This window comes from Cryomorphaceae bacterium 1068 (genome assembly GCA_027214385.1).
Lineage (GTDB): Bacteria > Bacteroidota > Bacteroidia > Flavobacteriales_D > Cryomorphaceae > JAKVAV01.
In genome coordinates, this window is sequence record JAPVXR010000017.1 from 1 (window position 1) to 16150 (window position 16150).

General features: G+C 43.1%; 13 protein-coding genes and 1 tRNA gene. 7 read left to right on the forward strand and 7 right to left on the reverse strand.

Features of this window, described 5'->3' with window-relative positions; genetic code table 11:
- Both O3Q51_16260 and O3Q51_16265 read right to left on the reverse strand, forming a co-directional pair.
- On the reverse strand, positions 1-3203 hold a 3203-nt coding region (locus tag O3Q51_16260; GenBank protein ID MCZ4410371.1), incomplete at its 3' end, for a hypothetical protein.
- Positions 3204-3417: 214 nt separating this feature from the next.
- Positions 3418-3491, reverse strand: a tRNA-Ile gene (locus O3Q51_16265).
- A gap of 120 nt (positions 3492-3611) precedes the next feature.
- On the opposite strand from O3Q51_16265, the gene O3Q51_16270 reads away from it, so the two are divergent.
- Positions 3612-4499, forward strand: coding sequence for a fructosamine kinase family protein (locus O3Q51_16270; protein ID MCZ4410372.1), 888 nt, complete (start codon positions 3612-3614; stop codon positions 4497-4499).
- Here O3Q51_16270 and pdeM read toward each other — a convergent pair.
- From pdeM to O3Q51_16285, 3 genes are read right to left on the reverse strand one after another with little or no spacing between them, the layout of a single operon-like run.
- On the reverse strand, positions 4496-5125 hold the full coding sequence (gene pdeM / locus O3Q51_16275; protein ID MCZ4410373.1) for a ligase-associated DNA damage response endonuclease PdeM: 630 nt from the start codon (positions 5123-5125) through the stop codon (positions 4496-4498). The two genes, O3Q51_16270 and pdeM, sit on opposite strands and share 4 nt — an antisense overlap.
- Positions 5125-7569 (reverse strand): ligase-associated DNA damage response DEXH box helicase, encoded by a 2445-nt coding sequence (locus O3Q51_16280; GenBank protein ID MCZ4410374.1) that lies wholly within the window; start codon positions 7567-7569, stop codon positions 5125-5127. Before O3Q51_16280 ends, pdeM begins: the two co-directional genes overlap by 1 nt.
- A gap of 6 nt (positions 7570-7575) precedes the next feature.
- Positions 7576-8559, reverse strand: a complete 984-nt coding sequence (locus O3Q51_16285) for an aldo/keto reductase (protein ID MCZ4410375.1) — start codon at positions 8557-8559, stop codon at positions 7576-7578.
- A 130-nt stretch (positions 8560-8689) separates the two neighbouring features.
- Between O3Q51_16285 and O3Q51_16290 the strand changes: the two genes are divergently transcribed.
- The 6 genes from O3Q51_16290 (at position 8690) to O3Q51_16315 (ending at position 14524) form a co-directional block, all read left to right on the forward strand.
- Positions 8690-9226 (forward strand): RNA polymerase sigma-70 factor, encoded by a 537-nt coding sequence (locus O3Q51_16290; protein ID MCZ4410376.1) that lies wholly within the window; start codon positions 8690-8692, stop codon positions 9224-9226.
- A 3-nt stretch (positions 9227-9229) separates the two neighbouring features.
- Complete coding sequence (locus O3Q51_16295; GenBank protein MCZ4410377.1) at positions 9230-10048, forward strand: FecR domain-containing protein; 819 nt, start codon at positions 9230-9232, stop codon at positions 10046-10048.
- Positions 10048-12672, forward strand: a complete 2625-nt coding sequence (locus O3Q51_16300) for a TonB-dependent receptor (protein ID MCZ4410378.1) — start codon at positions 10048-10050, stop codon at positions 12670-12672. Before O3Q51_16295 ends, O3Q51_16300 begins: the two co-directional genes overlap by 1 nt.
- A gap of 5 nt (positions 12673-12677) precedes the next feature.
- Positions 12678-13454 (forward strand): hypothetical protein, encoded by a 777-nt coding sequence (locus tag O3Q51_16305; GenBank protein MCZ4410379.1) that lies wholly within the window; start codon positions 12678-12680, stop codon positions 13452-13454.
- Between the two features lie 76 nt (positions 13455-13530).
- Positions 13531-14370: a FecR family protein gene (locus O3Q51_16310; GenBank protein MCZ4410380.1), complete on the forward strand. Its 840-nt coding sequence runs from the start codon at positions 13531-13533 to the stop codon at positions 14368-14370.
- 4 nt (positions 14371-14374) lie between these two features.
- Entirely contained in the window at positions 14375-14524 is a 150-nt protein-coding gene (locus tag O3Q51_16315) for a hypothetical protein (GenBank protein ID MCZ4410381.1), read from the forward strand.
- A gap of 146 nt (positions 14525-14670) precedes the next feature.
- Here the strand turns inward: O3Q51_16315 and O3Q51_16320 are convergent, their stop codons facing one another.
- Positions 14671-15660, reverse strand: coding sequence for a YhdH/YhfP family quinone oxidoreductase (locus O3Q51_16320; GenBank protein ID MCZ4410382.1), 990 nt, complete (start codon positions 15658-15660; stop codon positions 14671-14673).
- 2 nt (positions 15661-15662) lie between these two features.
- Entirely contained in the window at positions 15663-16085 is a 423-nt protein-coding gene (locus tag O3Q51_16325) for a Rid family hydrolase (protein ID MCZ4410383.1), read from the reverse strand.
- Between the last annotated feature and the right edge of the window lie 65 nt (positions 16086-16150).

Sequence of the window (16150 nt, forward strand, 5' to 3'; positions counted from 1 at the left end):
ACATCAATGATTGCATCAGCAGGGCAGTCCGCTCCGTCTGAAGTAAAGAATGTCATCGGTGGTTCTTCGCAGTTAGGATCTTTTACAGGCGCTTCATCATCAGCAATTGTGATCTGTTGATCACAGCTAGATGTGTTGCCGCATGCATCAGTCGCTGTCCAGGTTCTGGTGAATACTTCCGGACAACTGCCCGTAATTGCACCATCTTCGAATGAAATGTCAATTACATCATTGCAGTCATCTTCTGCAGTCGCCATACCCAATGCTGCAGGACTTGTATCGTCGTTGCAACTTACCACAGCATCTGCCGGGCAGGTGATATCAGGACCTGTTGTGTCTGTAATCGTTGTTGTTTGTGTTGCTACTGTGAAATTACCGCAATCATCTGTCGCGATACATGTACTAACTGAGGTACTTTCACATTGTGTAATCAATGAAGGACCACAATTCAAATTGAAATTAAGGTCACAGCTCTGATTAGTCCTTACGTATGATTCCCCATCATATTGGATAGAACCAGTGTACTTCATCCATCCGGAAATACCGAAAGTTTCAGTAAACACATTGGCACTTTGCCCTACCTGGAAACCATAATTGTAATTCGGAGGATCATGAGTCAAAGTCAGGTAGCTTCCTGCATAGTCTCGGATACCGGCCATCACGTTTGACTTAGTATCGTCCATCTCGTAGTACAACCAATCCAAATAATTAGTGCCGGCAATACCTTCATCTTTGTAATCTCTGCCGAGGCCTGACCATTCTGTCCAGTCGTATCCTCCTCTGAGCCAAATGCTGAACTGCCATGCCAATTGATCATTGCCAACTGAAGCGAGTGTTCCGTAGAAGTGAACCGTCCCATCATCGAAACGAGTGTAAGTTCCCTCTTCTAGGGTGAAGAGTTTACTTCCCGAACCTGAAGTACCCGGCATATTAGGGAACCATCCTGAACGAGGAGAAGATTCCTGCGGACGGTCCATATCAAAAGGAGTGCATGGCCCACTCACTTCCAATGACTGTGTGCCTTCAAAGCACTCAACGGTAGGCATAGAACAATTGTCTGTAGCCGTAAGTGTTGCTCCTGAAACATCGTCAGAACAATCTGCCGTTAATTCTTCCTCATAAGGATCAAATACTGGCGAATCAGTGTCTGTGACAGTTATTACTTGATCACAGCTTGATGAATTGCCACATGCATCGGTAGCTGTCCATGTTCTTGTAATTACTTCAGGACAAGTACCTGAAGCTACATCTGATGAACTTACCACTACTTCCTGACCACAGTCATCGGTAGCTGTGGCTGTGCCAGTCGCAGTGGGACTTGTATCGCCTCCGCAATCTACAACCACATCAGCAGGACAAGCAATAGCAGGTGCTGTGTTGTCTGTAATATTTAGGATGGTTGCTACCGCTTCTGATGCATTGCCACAATCATCCTCTGCCACAAACGTGCAGATTAATGTTGCTAGGGCATCGCAAGAGTCGCTCAACATTACTTCAATATCTACTTCTACCCAGTCGCTGCCGCTGCAGTCATCATCTGTTCCCAATGGAACCAATCCATTGCTCACAAACAACGCGCGCGCTGATTGCAGGAACGCCTGACGCTCATCCTGTGTTAATGTATTATTCGCAAAGCCTGTCGCGTCATCTAAACTGATGTCGCTGCAAGTGATGTCGCCTTCCAGATCTGCTGGCATTAATAATGTAGGAGCGGTTGTGTCAACTACGGTTATTAATTGGTCGCAAGAGACAACATTATCGTATTCATCAAGTACAGTCCACGTTCTTGTGATGACTGTTTCACATCCGTTCACGCTAATGTCATCTTCGAAGAAAATGGCAACATCTAATGGACATTCTGTTGTTGGTCTATCCGCAGTAGCCTCTCCCAAAAAGTCAGGTGAAGTATCAGCAGAACAATCAACGGTTGTATCGGAAGGGCAAGTAATGACAGGCGGATTTTCAAAGCAAACAATGTTTGGCGGAGGAGGACATAAATTGATTGAGTTCACGTCGCCATGACCATCAACTGCATTCCCTTGGAAAACACCGTCAGTAAAAAACCAAGTAGAAAGTCCGAACTGTGCATTTTTGTCGTTTGCACCTAAACCGACTTGTAGACCAAAATTGTAATCTGCAGGTTTGTGCTCAACCGTCACATAAGAACCTATAGTAGAAGGTGAGCAACCGGAAAGGCTACTAACTCTATTGGGGTTAAAAATGTAGAAGTCCCAATTTACTTCATTACCGTTGATATTCGAAGGATTTCCCTTTATACCTCTTCCCAAACCAGACCAAGTTGCAAAGTCTGCTTTGTCCGAAAACCAAAAATCAACGCAAAGAACCAATGACGGATCATTTTGATTTTGAATCTCTCCATAAAGTCGGGCTTCTCCTCCTGCGAGTTCCGCAAAGTAAACACCAAAAGGTGCAGGCACCCAATTACTCCCAGCTGCAACACCAGGAAGCCATAGTACATGACTGCCTGCGGCGTACTGCTCTAATGGACAATTTGTAAGAATCTCGCTACAACCTGTATTCAGGTTTAGATCTCCGTGTCCACTAACCGGGTTACCAAGAACGGTTCCGTTAGTGAAGAACCAAACAGAAGCACCATCTTCAGCATTTTTGCTATTCGCGGCTGTTCCTATTTGAAGTCCAAATTCGAAATCGGCTGGCATGTGCGTAACTGTCAAAGACGAACCAGCTAAACCATCTACACCAGTTAGAGTATTGGACTCGCTAGCATCAAAAATGAAATAGTCCCAATCAAGATAATTGGAACCCGCGAGACTTGCTTCATCTTTATAATTTCCTCCACCTGCACTCCAGGTGGTCCAATCAGAACCACCCGTGTAGTGGAAGTCGATATCCCACACTAAGGTTTCATCAGTTTTGTTCCGAACTCGACCTTTTATTCTAGCGGTTCCGTCTGAAAACAATTCCAGCGTACCCGGGGCATCTGGAAAGAATTCATATTTATTGTCAGAAATACCGGGAACATTCGCCAAATGCAATGCATGGCCGTTGCTTGCATCTGAAAATTCGGTGATGCTGCAAACTTTGACTAATTCCGGTTCAACGGATTGCGCCTGAATATTTGCCGACAAGAATACAGCAGCAATCAGGGGTAAGAAAAATACAGAAAGGTAGCTACAGCAACGCGTAGCGACCCTAAACAAATTGGGTAGAGAAGTTCTCATACGGTTAAAAGATTGGTTTTGGTAATTATTAAAGCACTTAGAATATTGACAGCCAACTTTCGATGAACTTAAATATTCAACAAACAAATGCCTCCAAATATAGGACAAAATCATTTTCAATTCCAAAATTGACTCTGATTTCACAGAAAAATATTTCTGGAATATCGCCACAGAACAAAAAAAACCCGCATTCAACGAATGCGGGTAATTTATGTGGGCCCAGAAGGACTTGAACCTTCGACCTTCAGATTATGAGTCTGCTGCTCTAACCAGCTGAGCTATGGGCCCTGAAAAGAGGGCAAAACTAAGTGATCGAACTTTCTCTTGCAACCATGAAGTACGAATAAATATCTCATACCTTTGAAAGTGATAGTAGAATTCAATCCCATTCAATCTTAAAGAATCATTTTGAGCGTACTAAATCAAAATCTTTCAGACGATTGGCAAAAAGCCATCGAAACTTCAAGAGGAAAACCAGCTGAAATTCTAAGGGTAAGTATTGTAGGTGGCGGAAGTATTAATGATGCTCGTCGGCTCGAAACTTCAGAAGGAGCCTATTTTGCAAAAATCAATAGCGCCGAGGAGTATCCCGGTATGTTCGAAGCAGAATCATCGGGACTGCGATTCTTGAAAGAACACTGCGCATTCAGAATTCCAATTCCTATTGCTACTGGAGTAACAGAAGATATCCAGTGGATTCTGATGGAGAATATTAACAGCATCAATCGAAAGTCCGACTTTTGGGAAGAGTTTGGAAGAAAACTAGCTGATATGCACAAACACAGTGCTGATTATTTCGGTTTAAATCAGGACAATTATTTAGGGAGTCTAATCCAACGCAATGACAAGCGTGACAAATGGGAAGACTTCTTTAGTGACATGAGGATAAGACCTCAGCTTGAAATGGCTAAGGACAATAGACTGGCCACTTCAGAATTCTTAAGACTCTTTGACAAAATGCTAAGTCGGGTTGAAAGGTACTTCCCTAAAGAAGCTCCTGCTGCATTGCACGGAGACTTATGGACAGGAAATTTCATGACTGACTCAGAGGGGGAGGCGGTAATATTCGACCCGGCAGTTTACTACGGTCACAGAGAAATGGATTTAGGCATGAGTAAATTATTCGGCGGTTTTGATAAACGCTTTTATGACGCTTATAATGAGGTTTATCCTTTGGAGCCTGGTTGGGAAGAACGGATTCATGTCGCCAATTTGTATCCTCTCTTGGCTCACGTAAATCTCTTTGGCGGAAGCTATACAGGACAAGTAATCCAAATTCTTAGAAAGCACATCTAGAATACGCGCATTGTTTCGTTTTCGGCAGGTACGAATACGGCATCGCCTTCCGCCGGCTTGAGTGTAAATGATCCTGTAAAGTCTCCAAACGAAGGCAGTATTCCGTAGTCTTTTCCAAAAAAATAGCACGGGACTCTCAATGACTGCCTCCCCATACCCCTTAGTCTTATTGATGGATGAATGTGCCCATGAATATTATAAAAATCACTCTCTTCTCTATCGTGTGTAAATAAAAATGGTCCGGATGACATTCTGTCCACTAGTGATATATTGGCAGCTTCGAAAGCTTGATCCGAAAGTATGTCGTGGTTTCCTTTAACTAAGGTCATCTTAATATTGGAGTAGGCATTTCTGAAATCCACAAACTGATCCCAGGCTTTATTGAGTTTGCTGTGAGACAAGTCGCCCAGGAAGATGATTTGCTTGGGTTGAGTTTTTAAAACCAAGCCTGAAAGGCGCCAAAGGTTATTTCGCTCGGCCATTCCCGGAACAGGAATTCCGTTTTTTCGAAAATGACTCACTTTGCCAATATGAGCATCAGCCACAATAAGCATTTTCTTCTCTTCCCAAAAAATTGCTCTTTCAGGAAGGAGGCTGAGTTTGGTTTTTTGAATTTCGTAGACCATTATAACTCGAGTTGCAAGGTCATTTTTTTGATGCGATCTTCCAATTTCTCTGAAGACATACGCTCTCTTAATCGATCTACTAAGATTGGAAAACAAAAAGGAGTCGGCTTTTTGGGATAGGTCACGCGAATTTCTTGTGTAGCAATTCGCTTTAAAGCGGATCGAAGACGGACTTCCTCAATTTGAAACTCCATCACTTCCGAGAACGCTTGCTTCAATAAAAGGTTATTAGGTTCGTAATCTCTGAACACGTCAAAAAACAGCTGCGACGACGATTGAAGGTGTTTGTCCTTTTGATAATGCCCGGGAAACCCTTTGAACACCAAGCCCGAAATTCCCGCAATGTCGCGGAAGCGCCTTCGGGCCATTTCGCTTTGATTGAGGCTGGCTGTAATATCTTCACTCAGATGGTCCGGTGAGAAAATATTCGAATCGATTCCATCTTCAATCGGTATATCTTGATCCGACAAAAGCTCAAATCCATAATCGTTTAGCGCAATGCTGAAGCTAAATGGTTTGAACAGAGAAAGTCGATAAGCCAGTAGAGAGGCCAAACCCTCGTGAACGAATCTTCCCTCGAAAGGATAAACGAAAATGTGGTAACCTTCGCGGGAATGGAGTTTTTCGATCAGAAGTTGCTTTGCGTCGGGAACTATGGAGTGTGATTTTTGCGCTTCCACTATAGGGCGCACAGCCCTTAACTCTGCAGAATCAAATTGATCGTTGGCAATCTTACCTATCTGAATCCTAAGATTTTCAGAAAGCATGGAAGAGAGTGGCATTCGTCCACCCTGCCAACTGGGTACAGCTCCTTTCTTGTTCTTACTGAGTTTTACGTGCACCGTCATCTCTTTTACGCGAATGAGTTCCAAAGGCCTTCCGGCAAACCAAAACGTATCTCCTGGGCTAAGTCTTGAAATGAACCACTCCTCGATAGACCCGAGTCTGCCACCCGACTGAAACTTAACCATCAGCATAGCATCGCTTACGATAGCCCCGATGGAAAGTCGGTGCCTCATAGACATACGTCGATTGTTGACCTTATGAAGTCCGTCCTCCATCACCTCAACTTTCGAAAACTCATCGTATGCCTCAAGCGAAGAACCTCCTTTGGTGATAAAATTCAATGCCCAAGACCACTCGTCGTCAGAGAGGCTTTCGTAAGAAAAAGTCGACCTGATTTCATGCAGAATGTCTTTTGGCCTAAAGCCATCCGAAACAGCTAAAGTGATAAGATACTGAACCAAGACATCGAAACTTCGAATGTATGGCATCCGATCTTCCAAATCATCTTTTTCAATAGCCGACTTAAGCGCTTCGCACTCGATCAGCTGAAGCGCATTGGTAGGGAGGAAATAGATGACCGATCGCTCGCCGGGTGAGTGTCCGCTCCGACCAGCTCGCTGAACAAAACGGGATACTCCTTTTGGGCTACCAATTTGAATAATCGTTTCTACGGGACGAAAATCAACACCCAAGTCAAGGGAACTGGTGCAAACGACGCATTTTAATTTTCCTTCGTGCAGAGCATCTTCGACCCAATCACGTAACTCCCTGCTGATGGAGCCGTGGTGCATGGCAATCAATCCAGCGAGCTCAGGCTTAATGCTGAGCAGGTGTTGATACCATATTTCAGCTTGAGCGCGTGTATTGGTAAAAATAAGTGTGGTTCTGCTCTTTTCGAGAATGGGGAGAACGCTCTCGGCCAGCTTCACTCCCAAATGACCTGCCCAGGGATACTTTTCTATCTCATCAGGGATAATGGGGATGATTTCGATTTTCTTCTTGATCTCCGATTTGATGAAGCGCAATTTCTTGGTGCCAAAATCAGTTCCAAACAGGACCTCCATGGCTTGCTCCATATTACCAATGGTAGCCGAAATACCCCATATACAAGGATCTGCGATGGTCTTTAATCTGGAAAGTGCCAGCTCCAAAAGCACCGCTCTTTTTGAACCCATTAATTCGTGCCACTCATCAGCCACGACAAAGCGCAACGAACCAAAGTAATCGGCATATCCCTTCGAAGCCATCAACAGATGCATACTCTCCGGGGTGGTGATCAGAACATCGGGAGGCGTGCGCTTTTGTTTTACCCGATCAGCAGTTGAAGTATCTCCTGTTCGAATGGCTATTTGCCAAGGAAGCTCGAGATCATCACAAAATGTTTGACAGGCATTCTTTATATCTTTGGTAAGTGCGCGTATGGGAGTAACCCAAATTAACTTGAGGCCTTTCTTTTTCTTGAGCTTCCCTTCTTTTTCGGCTTTTAGGTATTCTAAAACCACTCCTGCAAAAAGTGCATAAGTCTTTCCGCTGCCAGTGGGAGCATTGAGCAGACCCGATTCTCGATTGAGGCAGGCTTGCCAAGAATCTTTTTGAAATTGAAAAGGCTTCCACCCTTTCGAGTCAAACCAGGCTTCGGCTACTTTGAGCTCGCTCATTAAAATTTAGAACTGAGGGTGATTCGGCTTGTTATCCAGAATTGCTTCAATCCGTTCCATGACATCTTCCGTGAGCTTTGGTGTCACCTCAACAGCTTTTAGGTTTTCTTCTAGCTGTGAAGTTTTGCTCGCGCCAAGAATAACAGTACTAACGTTTTCATTCTTCAAGCACCAAGCCAAAGCAAGATGTGGCATTGCTACTCCAAGATCACCCGCCAGTAACGTGAGCTTCTGAACTTTACTCAATGTCTGCTCAATGAGTAATTTTTCATTCAGCCATGAAAGCTCCGCCCTTTTCAAACGAGTCTCTCCTTCCTTTCCGCTGTTGTATTTCCCGGTAAGGACACCTGAGGCCAGCGGACTCCAAACCGTAGTACCCAGTCCAACCGTTTTGTAAATCTGAGAAAACTCCACTTCTACTTTTTCTCGAACGAGCATATTGTACTGTGGTTGCTCCATGGTAGGGCCAATCAGGTTGTACTGCTTGGCCACCATATGGGCCTCCATGATTTCTTGAGCGCTCCACTCGCTGGTGCCCCAGTAGAGAATTTTTCCCTGATTAATCAGGTTGTGCATTGACCAAACGGTCTCTTCTATCGGAGTTTCTTTGTCGGGTCTATGGCAAAAAAACAGATCTAAATAGTCCACATGAAGTCGTCTCAGTGCATCGTGGCAAGCTTCCGTAATGTGCTTCCTATTCAAGCCTTTTTGCGTGGGTAATTGACCGCCTGATCCAAAAAAAACCTTACTCGAAACGCTGTAGGTATCTCGCGGCCACTGCATCTTCTTGAGAATATTTCCCATTACGATTTCTGACTTTCCTGCGGCATATACCTCAGCATTGTCAAAGAAATTGACACCTGCATCATAAGCCATTTTCATGAGTTCTTCTGAGGTGTCATCTCCTATCTGATTTCCGAAAGTGACCCACGAACCAAAGGAAAGTTCGCTTACTTTTAGACCCGATTTACCAAGTCGTCTATATTCCATTTTCTAAGAATTTGGTTTATTTGATAACGAGAACAGTGGCACGGTGTTTAGGATACTCCGATATTGCTCTCTGAAAAACGCTTTTTAAGTAAGGTATTCATTTTATTGCAGTCTAAAGGAAGTTTCAATTTTGGGATTATTCAAAAAATCTGAATCAGAAAGTAAGAAGGAGATTCTGACTGCTCGGGAATTCGAGGAAGTGTTTGATTTGTATTACAAGCAGGTTCGGAATTTTCTATATTACAAAACATCTCAGTCAGAACTATCTGAAGATGTGGCACAAGACGCGTTCGTAAAGCTATGGGAAACCCGCGAAAAGATTGACAAGTCTTCGCTCAAAGCCTATCTTTTTACAATAGCGAATAACCTCATGATCAATAAGCTCAAAAGAGAGCAATTGAAGTTCAAATTCTTGAATTATGTTGAAGAAAGAAACGATCATGAGACGCCTCAGTACCTGATAGAAATGCAAGAGTTTGACAAAAAACTTCAGGTGGTTTTAGCCAAAATTCCTGATGGTGCTCGCGAGGTATTTTTAATGAATAGAATTGACGGTTTGAAATACCGCGAAATTGCCGAAATTCTCGGATTGAGCATGAAGGCGGTAGAAAAGAGGATGTCGAGAGCACTAGCCATTTTGAGGGATGAGCTCGACCGAAAAGTTTAGAGTATGAATGATTTGGAAAAAGCTGAAGATCGGCTAAAGGCATACAAGGCTCCGTTTTCGGATGAGAGCGTTTTATCTGCCAGAGCGAAGGTGATGGCCCGTACGATTCATTTCGAGGAAGAGGTTGAGCATTCTCAAGGTTTTAATTTTGGACGGTTTTACGCTGCTGCCGCTGGTCTTGCGCTTATTCTTTCGATTCCATTTGCTATTCATTTTATAGGCACGACTACACTTACTGCTACCGAGATTTCTTCTGAGTTCACTTTGCCTGATGGCTCAAAAATGATGCTTGCAGAGGGCAGCTCAATTTCCTACAATTCTCTTCTATGGAACCTTAGTCGCAGAACTGATTTGGAAGGTGAGGGTTACTTTACTGTGAAAAGTGGAGATGAATTTACAGTGGAAACAGAATTCGGAGATGTAACCGTTCTCGGGACTCGATTTTCAGTTTGGGAAAATGAAGATGCCCTAGTTGTCCAGTGCCAAGAAGGAAAAGTAGATGTAGAAGGCGAAATCCTCGAAGCAGACGATTACATCATTATGTCCTTGAAAAATTCGACTCAAGGTAAATGGACCAATAACGAGCCGTTTATTTCTCAAACTGCCAACGACCTTTCTTTTGATAATGCGCCCATCCATATTGTCATAGAATCATTAGAGGAGAAATTCGGGAAGGACATTCAATTCAAGACGAACGCAGTTTACCGATTCTCAGGCAGTCTGAATGAAAGTGATCTCGATAGTTCGTTGAAAATTCTAACTAAGCCTTTCGGGCTTGAAATATCTTCAAACGAAGGCGGAGTGGTTATCTTAGAGCCTTAATGCGTTTTGTCACTTTTCTATTTCTTTTTGTTTTCGGCTCTCTGAACGTCTTCGGACAGCCAGAGGATGGAATCAAATTTAAACAGTTTAGTGGTCAAAATTTAGAAGTCGCCTTAAAGCTGCTTAGGCAAAAAGAGGGAATAGCGATCTCATACGACCCTGATGCGGTTTCTCTTATAACAGTACCTGAAATTGACTCCGATATAAAAACGATGTCGGCTTTTCTAGAGCAAGCTCTGCAGGGCTCTCCGTTGAGATTTGAACTAGTTGGGTATACCTATGTCATTGCACCCAAAGACTCTGTTCCAATCGAAACCTCATTCCCGCTTAGCGGAATTATCCGAGACGAACTTACCAGCGAATCGCTACCATTTGCATCGGTGAGAATTGCCAATACGAATCAAAGTACCACGGCTAATTCTGAAGGCCGTTACACACTTCTGGAGGTCCCTTCAGACACTTCAATCATTCTTGTGTCGTACATCGGATATGAAAAGCCAGCAGTCATGGTAGGCCGTTCTGCCGCTCTATCGGGAAAACTCAATTTTGACCTGAAGAGAAAACTGAAAAATTTGCCTTCTGTGCAAATAAGTGCCCGAGGAAAAAATTTACTGGAAATTGATGAAAATATCAGTCAGCTCACATTTGATCCGTCGGAAATTTCCACTTTGCCAAATCTGGGAGAGAACGATGTTTTCTCAGCACTAAGGCGATTGCCGGGAATCAGCGGGGGTCAAGATGCCGAAAGCGGTCTGCGCATACGCGGAGGGCAAACCGATCAAAACCTAGTCATGTTTGATGGTATTTCGGTTTACCATGTCGATCATCTTTTTGGCTTTTTAAGTGCCTTCAATAGCAATGTGATTAAAAATGTGCGTGTCAATAAAGGGGGATTCGATGCCCGATTTGGGGGAAGATCTTCAGGAGTCGTAGACATTACCGGAATTGATGGAAACAAAGTAGACCCTTCCGTCCAAGCAGAGCTGACTATGCTTAGTGCCAATGTGCTTCTGGAATTACCGGTAGTTAAAAATAAGGCTTCACTGGTATTCGGTTACCGGAGGGCTTTTACCAATTTGATTCAAACCACGACCTACCAAAATATTTTCAATAATATTTTCAATTCGAGCTTACCCAATACTCCTGAGAACAATACTGATATATTTCAGGGAAACGATGTACCCGATTACTTTTTCAGTGACTTGAATGCGAAATTCAACTTCACACCTTCAGAAAAAGACGCTATCTCGTTAAGCTACTACCAAGGGCAAGATGATTTGGACATTACGTTTGATGCAAGTCTGGACAACCTCACCAGAATTTCAGAAGATCAAACCAACTGGGGAAATCAGGGGGGAAGCGTAAAGTGGTCGCGAAAATGGAATCCTAAACTGTTTACTTATGCCAATTATGGAGTTTCTCAATACTCCAGTAATCTGGAAGCTCAAGAAACATTCTTAGCCCAAGAAGATACCTTTAGCCTGCGCTTTTTTGAGCAGAAAGTAGAGGTGAATGACAACACATTCAGACTGGATAATAATTACAACATCAACAAGACCTCTAGCCTGGAATTCGGCTGGTGGAACACGGTCAATCGAATCGTTTCTCAAGCACAAGATCAATCAGAAATACTTCAAGACTCGACCATTTCGGCCGTAAGTAATGCCTTTTATCTGCAACTTCAAAAAAGGTTTGGTAGACTCGACACCAAAGTTGGCTTAAGAGCCACCCACTATGATCGGGATGGAAATATCTATCCCGAACCAAGACTTGCAGTGAGCTACGAGTTGACTCCTAAGCTGACACTTAAAGGGTCTTATGGAATCTTTCATCAAATGATCAGGCGATTGAACGAGCGTAGCCTCTACTTCAGCATCCCCGAGACCTGGACCCTTTCGGGAGATAACACCATCCCTGTTCTACGGAGTGATCATTACATTTTAGGTGCTGTATATCGGATGGATGATTGGGAAGCCTCTCTAGAAGGCTACCACAAGTATGAAAGGGGTGTAGTTGAATTTTTGTTCCCTGAGTTTGGGATTCCAACGGGAAGTCTTGATCAATTCGCAGTGAACGGAAACAGAAGGGTTTTTGGCGTAGATTTCTTACTCAAGAAGTCATTTAAAAATCAAAACATCATGCTGGGCTATACCTTTATCAGCTCAGAGTCAAAGTATGACAATATCAATCGAGGAAACTATTTCGATAGTCCGGGAGTATCCAATCATGAATTGTCTTTGATTTATAATTTGGAATACAAGAGGTGGGATTTTTCCGCTGCGTTTGTATTAGCTAACGGCGTACCTTATACTCCTGTTTTGGGAACTTTTATAGTTACGACACCTAATGGAGACCAGCAGCAATTTGTCACCATAGGTGGAATAAACTCCAGCAGGTTAGAATGGTACCACAGATTAGATGTTTCAGCAGGTTATACCTTACCCTTGAAAAAGGGCGTTTTACAAATGGGTATATCAGTGTTTAATGCATATGATAATTTGGCAGTTAAATATGTGGACTATTTTCGAATACCTAGAGAAGACAGCGATTTCTATGACCTCGGACAAAGAAATATTCTATCTCTTGGTATTACGCCGTCAGTTTTTTTGAAGTTGAAATTATGAGAGGATTGATTAGATTTTTCGGAGTGCTGTTCTTAATCGTTTTTGTTATCGGATGTACATCCGATGACTCTTCAGACGATATCAGTTTGAAACAGCCTCTGATGGTAGAGGCCTATGTTTATGCAAATGAGCATGTTGACCATGTAAAAGTGGCTCATATACATGAAGATGGTGAGGCAGAATTAGCCCCCGTAAACGATGCAAGTGTTAAACTCACTCAGGGAAATCTAAGCGTCAATCTTGTTCTGAAAGACGAAGCTGAGGGAATTTATGAAATCAGTGATCCGGAAACCGTTTTCTCGGGACCTGAGCCATTAACCCTCGAGATTACCTACAATGGTAAAACCTATAGATCAACTACTACTTTCCCTCCAGCCATTGACAGCCTAAGCATTACCAACGATTATGTCAACATTAGCGAAGCCGTCAATGATCAAATTCCTCTGACCACTTTGAGTTGGAGTGAGGCCGGAGATGATGAAAGATATTGCGTCTTTGCCCGGGGAATAAACAATGATACTGCCGCTACTTACGCTATTCAGCCCTCATATGACAGCCCTCTGCTTGGTTTGAACAATGGGCATTCAGTTGACCTCTACCCCGACCACTTCACATACATCGGGAGTTACCAACTTTATGTAACAGCGGTTAATGAAGAATATATTCAGATGTATTCTGACAATTCTGCCCCTGATCTTCGCGGAGCTCCTTCGAATATTGAAGGAGCCTGGGGTGTCTTTACGGCCTTTAACGGTCTTTCTGTGGACATTACCGTAGAATAAATCTGTTTCTCAGAGTAGGGTAAAACTTTAAACGTGTGTATAACTGACGCAAACATCAGGAAATACACCCAATCAAGTGGAACAAGATTTTAATTCTAAGTTAGATTTTCTTCTCGACGAGAATAGGCTTTCTTTCTCAACTTCTCAAGAAGAAGCGGGACGCCGAGTAATGGGAAGAATCGAAAAGACCGAAAAGGTGATTCCGCTGTATCGATCTAACAATATCTATTCGAAATTGGCAATAGCCGCTTCCATAGCGATCCTCTTTACTTTTTCAGTAGCATTTATAGGTTCAGAAACAGTTGAGAATTCAAGCGATTCCGTTTTGGCTCACACGTTACCTGATGGCTCGATCATCTACATGAATGCTAGCGCTGAGTTGAGCTACAATGATTTGACATGGACACTGTTTCGAGACCTTGATTTTTCTGGTTCGGGATTTTTCGAAGTAGAGAAAGGAAGCAAATTCAACGTAAATACAGATGTTGGAGTGGTTAGTGTACTTGGAACTTCGTTTTCGGTAATCACAAACAATGATGTTCTCAAAGTTTCGTGCAAAACAGGTAAGGTTTTGGTCGAAAATGAGAACAACTTGTCCGCGACACTTACTCCTGGTCAAGGAGTGGAAATGTCTGAATCCAATGCTGAAGAGTTTTCATTAGAAACAGATTATGTCGACGCTTGGGTCGCCGGGACCTACCGATTTGACAACGTAAATATTGATCAAGTGCTCAACTCTCTTGAAGATTTTACAAATTTTCAAGTCGAATACCCCGAAGGTTTAAGTCTAAACTATAGTGGAGAGTTTTCGACGAATCAATCGATTGAAGAGATTTTAGAAATCGTCTGCAAACCTATGGGTCTGACATACGAAATCATTGAAGAAAAAAGTCTTATTCGAATCACAAACAAATAAAGCCATGCTTAAAGAACTCAACAAAATCAGAATGAATCTTAAGGCCAACAAGATTTACGGTGGCATGACTCCTCTTTGGGATGAGTATTATGTAGAAGCCCAAAACAAGAAATTCAAAAACAAATGGGATAAGGTTCGATCAACGAGCAAATAATCCCAAATAAACGTTAAATGCTCCATCAGCATGGGGGTTAATTCCCCGACAGATGTATAAACAATGTATGGGAGTGGTTACCCATGCATCTTCATAGTAGTTTTATTGGTTAGTTGAAAAGGGTGCTCATACGGGCACCCTTTTTTTTATCCTATTTGAGCCACTATTCTCCCGGAGGTCTCACCACCCAAGATTTCTTCCATATAGTCAGGAATGTCTTCAAGAGAAACTATTTTACACATTTCACTTAATCCGTCGGGGCGATAGGTAGTGGCAAGAAGGTGCCAAATCCTCTTTCTCAATTCGATCGGCGTTTCTGCGCTATCCACGCCAAGAATATTCACCCCGTTTAGAATGAAAGGGTATACGGTCGTTTGCAATTCATGAGAGCCTACTAAACCACATACTGCAATTGATCCTTCTTTTCCGCAGGATTTAATTAAAGTAGCCAGGGTGTTTCCACCAACGGTATCAATCGCTCCTGCCCATTTTGCAGAAAGAAGTGGTTTTCCTGATTCATCACTTGCCTCTTCACGACTGATGCATCTTTTGGCTCCAACACTTTTTAACCAAGCATAATGCTCTTGCTTTCCGCTAGAAGCGATCACCCTATATCCACGCTTTGCCAAAATGGCCACGGCCATGGACCCCACTCCGCCCGAAGCTCCGGTTACCACTAGCTCTCCCATCTCGGGGTTTTGTCCAGACATCTCCATTTTGTGCAGCGCCAAGGCAGCGGTGAAAGCAGCCGTTCCCATGATCATTGCGTCTTTCAGGGATAAGCTTTCCGGCAATGGAACTACCCAGCCCGAAGGGACGGAAATGTACTCTGCGAATCCGCCTTTGGTATTCATTCCCAAATCAAATGAGGTAACGATTACTTCTTGACCCACCGAGAAATCAGGAGAAGAACTCTTTTCAACTATACCCGAAGCATCTACTCCCGGAGTATGCGGAAACTTTCTTGTAATGCCCCTGTGACCTGAAGCTGAAAGGGCATCTTTGTAATTAAGTCCGGAATAAGAAACCTTGATCAGCACTTCGTTTTCAGGAAGAAAATCAAACGGAACTTCTTCTATTCTTCTTGAGAACTTCTCCCCTTCTTCCCTTATCACTAATGCTTTGTAAGTAGACATGGCTATTTGTCGTTTAATGTGGCAATGCATTTAAGCTCAATCCCGATCGGTGTCGGTAGGCAGTTAATCTCGACAGTTGTTCTGCAGGGTTGATTGTCTTTGAAATATTCAGCGTAGATCCTATTGTAGGTCTTGAAGTCATCTTTCATATTGGTGAGAAAAACAGTGACATCTACCAAATTGGCCCAAGAAGATCCCGAGGCTTCCAAAATGAGGCGTACATTTTTAAATACCGAGTGACATTGTGCTTCGATGTCATAGCTTTGAATCGTTCCGTCCTCATTGAGTTCTACACCGGGAATTTTTTTTGTCCCTCTTTCCCTTGGGCCTACTCCACTAAGAAAAAGGAGATTTCCTACATTTCTTGCGTGCGGATATAGACCAACGGGTTCAGGTGCTTTTTCAGAATTGTACTTTTCGTTCATCAATTTCTTTTTTTTCGAAACTACACAAAGGCATAAATATAAACCAACTAAACAGCCTTTGACCT

Bases quoted from the DNA above. Each gene is read 5' to 3' on its own strand.
- O3Q51_16315 (MCZ4410381.1), top strand. From the start codon at position 14,375: ATGCTTAAAGAACTCAACAAAATCAGAATGAATCTTAAGGCCAACAAG.
- O3Q51_16320 (MCZ4410382.1), bottom strand. From the start codon at position 15,660: ATGTCTACTTACAAAGCATTAGTGATAAGGGAAGAAGGGGAGAAGTTC.
- O3Q51_16280 (MCZ4410374.1), bottom strand. From the start codon at position 7,569: ATGAGCGAGCTCAAAGTAGCCGAAGCCTGGTTTGACTCGAAAGGGTGG.
- pdeM (MCZ4410373.1), bottom strand. From the start codon at position 5,125: ATGGTCTACGAAATTCAAAAAACCAAACTCAGCCTCCTTCCTGAAAGA.
- O3Q51_16295 (MCZ4410377.1), top strand. From the start codon at position 9,230: ATGAATGATTTGGAAAAAGCTGAAGATCGGCTAAAGGCATACAAGGCT.
- O3Q51_16300 (MCZ4410378.1), top strand. From the start codon at position 10,048: ATGCGTTTTGTCACTTTTCTATTTCTTTTTGTTTTCGGCTCTCTGAAC.
- O3Q51_16325 (MCZ4410383.1), bottom strand. From the start codon at position 16,085: ATGAACGAAAAGTACAATTCTGAAAAAGCACCTGAACCCGTTGGTCTA.
- O3Q51_16285 (MCZ4410375.1), bottom strand. From the start codon at position 8,559: ATGGAATATAGACGACTTGGTAAATCGGGTCTAAAAGTAAGCGAACTT.